Origin of the sequence: Gillisia hiemivivida, from assembly GCF_007997295.1 — a bacterium.
In the GTDB taxonomy this organism is placed as follows: domain Bacteria; phylum Bacteroidota; class Bacteroidia; order Flavobacteriales; family Flavobacteriaceae; genus Gillisia; species Gillisia hiemivivida.
The window spans coordinates 187,780-195,575 of the sequence record NZ_VORY01000004.1; the positions used below are offsets into that span (position 1 = coordinate 187,780).

The 7,796-nt window shown below is 39.4% G+C and carries 3 protein-coding genes and 2 rRNA genes; 3 read left to right on the forward strand and 2 right to left on the reverse strand.

Annotation, left to right across the window (positions count from 1 at the left end; genetic code table 11):
• Positions 1-245 precede the first annotated feature (245 nt).
• From ES724_RS06225 to ES724_RS06235, 3 genes are read left to right on the forward strand one after another with little or no spacing between them, the layout of a single operon-like run.
• Positions 246-2,612 carry a TonB-dependent receptor gene (locus tag ES724_RS06225; protein WP_246136833.1) on the forward strand — a complete coding sequence of 789 codons (2,367 nt, stop codon included), beginning with the start codon at positions 246-248 and terminating at the stop codon, positions 2,610-2,612.
• Positions 2,613-2,615: 3 nt separating this feature from the next.
• The gene (locus ES724_RS06230) at positions 2,616-3,425 is read left to right on the forward strand and encodes a DUF4249 domain-containing protein (RefSeq protein WP_146931031.1); all 810 of its coding nucleotides are present in this window, start codon (positions 2,616-2,618) and stop codon (positions 3,423-3,425) included.
• Between the two features lie 26 nt (positions 3,426-3,451).
• Entirely contained in the window at positions 3,452-3,673 is a 222-nt protein-coding gene (locus ES724_RS06235) for a DUF6095 family protein (protein WP_026837900.1), read from the forward strand.
• A gap of 610 nt (positions 3,674-4,283) precedes the next feature.
• Here the strand turns inward: ES724_RS06235 and rrf are convergent.
• Both rrf and ES724_RS06245 read right to left on the reverse strand, forming a co-directional pair.
• Positions 4,284-4,393, reverse strand: a 5S ribosomal RNA gene (rrf, locus tag ES724_RS06240).
• A gap of 191 nt (positions 4,394-4,584) precedes the next feature.
• Positions 4,585-7,425: ribosomal RNA gene (locus ES724_RS06245) — 23S ribosomal RNA — on the reverse strand.
• Positions 7,426-7,796: the final 371 nt, after the last annotated feature.

Consider the following 7,796-nt stretch of genomic DNA (forward strand, 5'->3'; position numbering starts at 1 on the left):
TAATTCCCCGAGGTCTGCCCGATACGTTCAGGCGGGTTTGCCTCGAATTTATAAAAGTATTTTTCAAATCGTACCTCGTGGGCTTGCCCCGAGGTATGATTTACTTAGAAAGCCCTGTTGAAATACATTAGGGCTTTTTTTATTCATTAAAGATCTTCGCTAAACATTATAGAATTGTTTCATAAGAACGCCATTGTTTTTATGTGCATTAAACTACAAATCCTATATTTACTGCAAAAAATAGTTTGGCAAAATTATTCTCAACATTATTCATTTTCTTCTTTAGTTTCCTTCAAGCCCAAGACACTTTCACTATTAATGGTGTGATAAAAGATGACTCCAATAATGAAACATTATACGGGGTTAATATATTGATCACCAATTTAAATACAGGTGTTGTTAGTAACGAATATGGTTTTTATTCTTTAAAACTTCCAGAAGGTACACACAACTTAGTGATTTCATATCTAGGGTATCAAGAACAGTCTATTACAATAGAAATTGATAAGAATATTACCTATAATTTTTCATTAGTAGAAACTTCAGAAAGTTTAGATGAAGTTCTCATTACTAATGATACCCAAAGATCTAATATTCGAGGGCCAGAAATGAGTGTGAACAGGTTAGATATAAACACCATTCAAAAATTACCCGTTGTATTTGGCGAGGTAGATGTTGTTAGATCCTTATTATTATTACCAGGAGTTTCAAATGCAGGAGAAGGTTCTTCGGGGTTTAATGTAAGGGGGGGCGCTGTAGACCAAAATCTTATCCTGTTAGATGAAGCTACTATATACAATTCCTCACATTTGTTCGGTCTTTTTTCTGTTTTTAATCCAGATGCAATCAAAAATTTGAAATTATATAAAGGAGGAATTCCAGCAAAATATGGTGGTAGAGTTTCATCTGTACTAGAGATCTTTCAAAAAGATGGTAACAGTAAAGAGTTTAAAGCGAATGGGGGAATAGGAGTAATCTCTAGTAGGCTTTTAGCTGAAGGTCCCATTGTTCAGGACAAAGGTTCTTTTTTAATTGGAGGTAGAAGTTCCTATGCGCACCTATTCCTAAAATTAACTGATAATGAAAACACTGCCTATTTTTACGATCTAAATACAAAGTTGAGTTATAGATTAGATAATAGTAACACCATCTTGTTTTCCGGTTATTTTGGTAGAGATGTATTCAACATAAATGATAGCTTTAAGAACACTTATGGAAATGCAGTCTTCAACCTAAGGTGGAACCATGTTCTTACAGATAACATTTTCACCAATCTTTCAGTAATTTATAGCGATTACTATTATGGTCTAACCCTGGATTTTGTAGAGTTTAATTGGAATAGCGGCATTAAAAATCTCAATTTAAAATACGACTTCGGTCAGTATATTAGTGAAAATCTTAGTCTGGAATACGGAATTCAGAACACCTATTATGAATTTAATCCGGGAGAGATTGAGCCAAGCACACCAACATCTGGTATTATAGATAATAAATTAACCAAAAAATATGCTTTTGAAAGTGCTCTGTATTTATCAGCCGAACATCAAATTAGTAATAAATTAACTGCAGAATATGGTTTACGATTTAGCAATTTCTTTAGATTAGGCCAAGATGAGCTTAATATTTATGATAATGATCAAGCGGTAGTTTTCAATAATGATTTTAAAATATATGAAGAGGCAGAACCAATTGGTTCCAAAAATTTGAAGAAATCTAAAGTTGAAAAATATTTCCATGTATTAGAACCAAGAATAGCTTTGGCTTATAGTCTTAATAACAACCAATCTGTTAAAATAAGTTACAATAGGATGGCCCAATATTTACATCTTATTACCAATACCAGCTCTCCTACTCCATTAGATATTTGGGCTCCTAGTGGTAAATATATAGATCCTCAGATCCTCGATCAGGTTGCATTAGGATATTTTCAAAACTTAAGAGAAGATGCTTATTCTATAGAAATTGAAGGATTTTATAAAAAGATCAAAAACAGGATCAACTATGTAGATGGTGCAAATCTTATTGCTAATAATGCAATTGAACAAGTTATATTACCAGGAAAAGCAAGAGCTTATGGATTAGAATTATTATTAAAAAAGAATAAAGGGGATTTCACTGGTTGGTTTGCTTACACATTATCAAAATCAGAACAGAAAACACCTGGTAGAACAGCATTAGAAACCGGAATTAATAATGGTTCATGGTATAATACGGCTTATGATAAAACCCATGATGTATCTATAACTGCTAGTTACGAATTAAGTGAAAGGTGGCAAATAAATAGTAACTTCAATTATCAAACTGGATTACCAACCACGTATCCAAATGCTCAATACACATTCGAGAATTTAGTGATTCCTGTTTATTCTGCAAGAAATAGTGAACGTTTACCCGCATATCACAGACTAGATCTTTCAGCAACATATACCCCACCGAAAAACAAAAATAGAAATTTTAAATCTTCGTGGAACTTTGGCATTTACAATTTGTATGGAAGGAAAAATGCAGTTTCTCTAAGCTTTAGAAATAATGACGATACGGGCATGAACGAAGCGGTTAGACTATCTCTCTTTGGTATAATACCCTCAGTAACCTATAACTTTAAGTTCTAGAAAATGAAAATAGCTCATAATATCTTATTACTTATATTAATTATAATATGTTGTTCCTGTGAAGAAGTTGTTCAAGTAGATTTGCAAGAGTCTTCACCCAGACTTGTAGTAGAAGCTTCCATTATTTGGGAGAAAAGGAGCAATGGAAACTCCCAAATTATATATTTAACCAAGACAACCCCTTATTTTGACTCAGAAATTACTCCCGCGAAAGATGCCATAATTGAAATTGTATCTTCTTCTGGAGAAACATTTAAATTCATAGAGGAAGAATCAGGCATCTATGTCAACACAAATTTCCTACCTGAACTGAATAAAGAATACCAATTAACTATCCGGTATAACAACGAAATTTATTCCGCTACCGAAAGTATGATTCCTGTAGTTGATTTAGAGGAAGTGGAACAGACCCTTAATGGTGGTTTTAGTGGAGATGACATTGAGTTAAAAGCGTATTTTACAGATCCTGCTGAAATTTCTAATTATTATTTATTTAAATTCTTTTTAGATGATATCTCTGTTCAAATTAATGATGATGAATTCACGAATGGCAATAGAACCTTTGCCTATTTTTCTGATGAAGACCTGAAGGTTGGAGATATAGTAAATTTCGAAATTCAGGGAATTTCAGGAAGATTTTATGAATATCTTTACATTTTAAGTTCTCAAGCTGGGGAAAACAATGGAGGTCCCTTTCAAACCCAGCCAACCACAGTAAGAGGTAACATAATTAATGAAACTAATCCCGATAATTTTGCATTTGGTTATTTTAGACTTTCACAGACAGACAATCTCGAATATACGATCCAATAACTACTGGAAAATTAAATAGAAACATTATGAAACACACTAATAAAGAAATGCTCGGTAAAGGCATCAAATATTTAGCAGGAGCTTTACCCTTAACTTTATTAGGCCCTGTTGTACTCTATTCTGCTTTTCATAATAAAGAACATCCATATTATATTGCCGTTCTAATATTTGGTCTATTGGCTTTTATTGGGGCTATTATATTAATGTTTCTTGGAATTCGCACCATCATGAAAGCCCTATTTGATTAAAATCATCCACCAGATAAAATTAACAGCATTAAAATTCTTGCTTTTACCTCTTTATTACCAATAAGTTATTCCAATTCTTTTGTGGCGTCCCACCTCGGCTTCGCCTTGTGCCGGGCTTTCCGAGCTACACGATAGCTTGCTCCAATCCCTGGTCGGACATCCTAAGGATGCTTCAGCATTTAGGGAATGGAGGATCCTTAATTCAGTACATTTTTTTGGGTTCTCTGGGCAAGTCAATTTTTAATAAAAACTTTTAGATATAAAATTCTGGGATTTAAATAATATAGTTTGATTCCAGCCCTGCAAGGGTTTCAAACCCTTGCAGGGCTTATTCCAAAATAGGCAGTTGATTAATTAAACAATAACAGTAAAATGCTAAAATTTTAGGGCACCGTTTGAAGGAGATCAAGGCTTCGTTTAGAGGCGTCAGGGATGTGAAATAGTTTTCGTCATTTTCAACACTTGCAGGGCTTATTCCAAAAAGGCGGTTGATCAGTTAAATTAGAGGTGTCAGAGATGTGAAAAAACCCCTCCATCTTTAGATGAAGGGGTTTTAGGATATTGATATAAACAAAAAAAGCACCTATCTTACGATAAGTGCTTTTCAAAAAAAAGGCGACGACATACTCTCCCACAAAAATGCAGTACCATCTGCGCTAACGGGCTTAACTTCTCTGTTCGGAATGGGAAGAGGTGAGCCCCGTTGCTATAGCCACCTTAAATCTTTAAGAAAGTAGTGAGATTTTAGTAGTGAGTAGTGAGATTACATCTCAATACTCCATTCTCAATACTAACTTCTAATAAAATTAACATAGTTGGGAAATAAACAATAGAAGAAAATTAATTCAAATAATTAATAGCGAATTAGATAGGTTTTTCGCTCTCCCTTGTTCCGAAGAAAAAGGGAGAACTGCACTAAGCTTTACGGATTATTAGTACCACTCGGCTATGACATTACTGCCTTTACACCTATGGCCTATCAACGTGGTAGTCTTCCACGGTCCTTTAAAGAAATCTCATCTTGTGGTGGGTTTCGCGCTTATATGCTTTCAGCGCTTATCCCTTCCGAACGTAGCTACCCAGCAATGCTCCTGGCGGAACAACTGGTGCACCAGAGGTTCGTCCAACTCGGTCCTCTCGTACTAGAGTCAGATCCACTCAAATTTCTAACGCCCACTGTAGATAGAGACCGAACTGTCTCACGACGTTCTGAACCCAGCTCGCGTGCCACTTTAATGGGCGAACAGCCCAACCCTTGGGACCTTCTCCAGCCCCAGGATGTGACGAGCCGACATCGAGGTGCCAAACCCCCCCGTCGATGTGAGCTCTTGGGGGAGATCAGCCTGTTATCCCCGGCGTACCTTTTATCCTTTGAGCGATGGCCCTTCCATGCGGAACCACCGGATCACTATGCTCTACTTTCGTACCTGATCGACCTGTATGTCTCTCAGTCAAGCTCCCTTATGCCATTGCACTCTACGCACGGTTACCAAGCGTGCTGAGGGAACCTTTAGAAGCCTCCGTTACTCTTTTGGAGGCGACCACCCCAGTCAAACTACCCACCAAGCATTGTCCTTCCAGTGGAAGTTAGGCTTCAAACAAGTAAAGGGTGGTATTTCAACAATGACTCCACCACACCTAGCGATGCAGCTTCAACGTCTCCCACCTATCCTACACATCACTTGTCCAAAGTCAATACTAAGCTATAGTAAAGGTGCACGGGGTCTTTTCGTCCCACAGCGGGTAATCGGCATCTTCACCGATACTACAATTTCACCGAGCTCATGGTTGAGACAGTGTCCAGATCGTTGCACCATTCGTGCAGGTCGGAACTTACCCGACAAGGAATTTCGCTACCTTAGGACCGTTATAGTTACGGCCGCCGTTTACTGGGGCTTCAATTCAATGCTTCGTGCAAGCACTAACATCTCCTCTTAACCTTCCAGCACCGGGCAGGTGTCAGGCCCTATACATCATCTTTCGATTTAGCAGAGCCCTGTGTTTTTGATAAACAGTCGCCTGGACCTCTTCACTGCGGCCCATCCGAAGATGGGCGACCCTTCTCCCGAAGTTACGGGTCGATTTTGCCTAGTTCCTTAACCATGAATCTCTCGAGCACCTTAGAATTCTCATCCCAACTACCTGTGTCGGTTTACGGTACGGGCTGCCACCACTTGCTTTTCTTGGAAGTCGATTTGCTAGATTATCACGCCGGCCGAAGCTTTTGTGTACTATCGCCGTGTTACCACTGGCTTCAACGTACTATTCCGTCAGTACGCACTAACTTTTCGCCTCCGTCACGTTTAACGTGGGGCAGGTACAGAAATATTAATCTGTTGTCCATCCACTAACCCATTCGGGGTCGCGTTAGGTCCCGACTAACCCTCAGCTGATTAGCATAGCTGAGGAAACCTTAGTCTTTCGGTGTGCGGGTTTCTCGCCCGCATTATCGTTACTTATGCCTACATTTTCTTTTGTAACCAATCCAGCAAGCCTCACGACTCACCTTCAGCTTTGTTACAATGCTCCCCTACCACTTACAATTCAAAAACTGTAAATCCATAGCTTCGGTAGTATATTTATGCCCGATTATTATCCATGCCGAACCGCTCGACTAGTGAGCTGTTACGCACTCTTTAAATGAATGGCTGCTTCCAAGCCAACATCCTAGCTGTCTGGGCAGTTCAACCGCGTTATTTCAACTTAATATACATTTGGGGACCTTAGCTGATGGTCTGGGTTCTTTCCCTCTCGGACATGGACCTTAGCACCCATGCCCTCACTGCTGATCAACATTTTATAGCATTCGGAGTTTGTCAGGAATTGGTAGGCGGTGAAGCCCCCGCATCCAATCAGTAGCTCTACCTCTATAAAACTTTAAATCAACGCTGCACCTAAATGCATTTCGGGGAGTACGAGCTATTTCCGAGTTTGATTGGCCTTTCACCCCTACCCTCAGGTCATCCCAAGACTTTTCAACGTCAACGGGTTCGGTCCTCCACTATGTGTTACCACAGCTTCAACCTGCCCAAGGGTAGATCACACGGTTTCGCGTCTACCACTACCAACTATACTAGCCCTATTAAGACTCGCTTTCGCTACGGCTCCACATCTTAAATGCTTAACCTTGCTGGCAACGGTAACTCGTAGGCTCATTATGCAAAAGGCACGCCGTCACCCCTAAAGGCTCCGACCGCTTGTAAGCGTATGGTTTCAGGATCTATTTCACTCCGTTATTCACGGTTCTTTTCACCTTTCCCTCACGGTACTGGTTCACTATCGGTCTCTCAGGAGTATTTAGCCTTAGCGGATGGTCCCGCCAAATTCATACAGGGTTTCACGTGCCCCGCACTACTCAGGATACTGCTATGGTTTATGATCTTTACTTATACAGGGCTATCACCTTCTTTGGCCACCCTTTCCAAGGTGTTCTAATTCATTACACAACCAACATCGCAGTCCTACAACCCCGGCCTGTCCGTAAACAGACCGGTTTGGGCTAATGCGCGTTCGCTCGCCGCTACTTACGCAATCACTTTTGTTTTCTTCTCCTCCGGGTACTTAGATGTTTCAGTTCCCCGGGTTCGCCTACCTTACGGTATACTATATCTTCAATATAGTGGGTTGCCCCATTCGGATACCTGCGGATCAATTTGTATGTGCCAATCCCCGCAGCTTTTCGCAGCTTATCGCGTCCTTCTTCGCCTCTGAGAGCCTAGGCATTCCCCATACGCCCTTATTTAGCTTATGTGCTTTTACCTAATTTGCTCAAATCTTATTCTTGCCGATATGCAAGAACAAAACTTTTATTATAATTATTCTTTTGCACTCGTAATTTCTTACAAGTACCTAATGTTTCTCGTATTCTTTATTTCCCAATATGTCAATGAACGTTTTTCCTATAATCACAACACCTTTTAAATGATACCCAAACGAAAAATGCTTGCGCAATCCTGATTGTTTAAAGTACCTATCTCCAAAGTGTCTTAAGGAGTAGTGGAGAATAACGGAGTCGAACCGTTGACCTTCCCGATGTAAAATCGGGACGCTCTAGTCCCATAAAATGACTAAAACTCTATTTCAATATGTAATGAACGTGTGTCCAATTAGCAATTACCATTTA

Bases quoted from the DNA above. Each gene is read 5' to 3' on its own strand.
- ES724_RS06230 (WP_146931031.1), top strand. From the start codon at position 2,616: ATGAAAATAGCTCATAATATCTTATTACTTATATTAATTATAATATGT.
- ES724_RS06235 (WP_026837900.1), top strand. From the start codon at position 3,452: ATGAAACACACTAATAAAGAAATGCTCGGTAAAGGCATCAAATATTTA.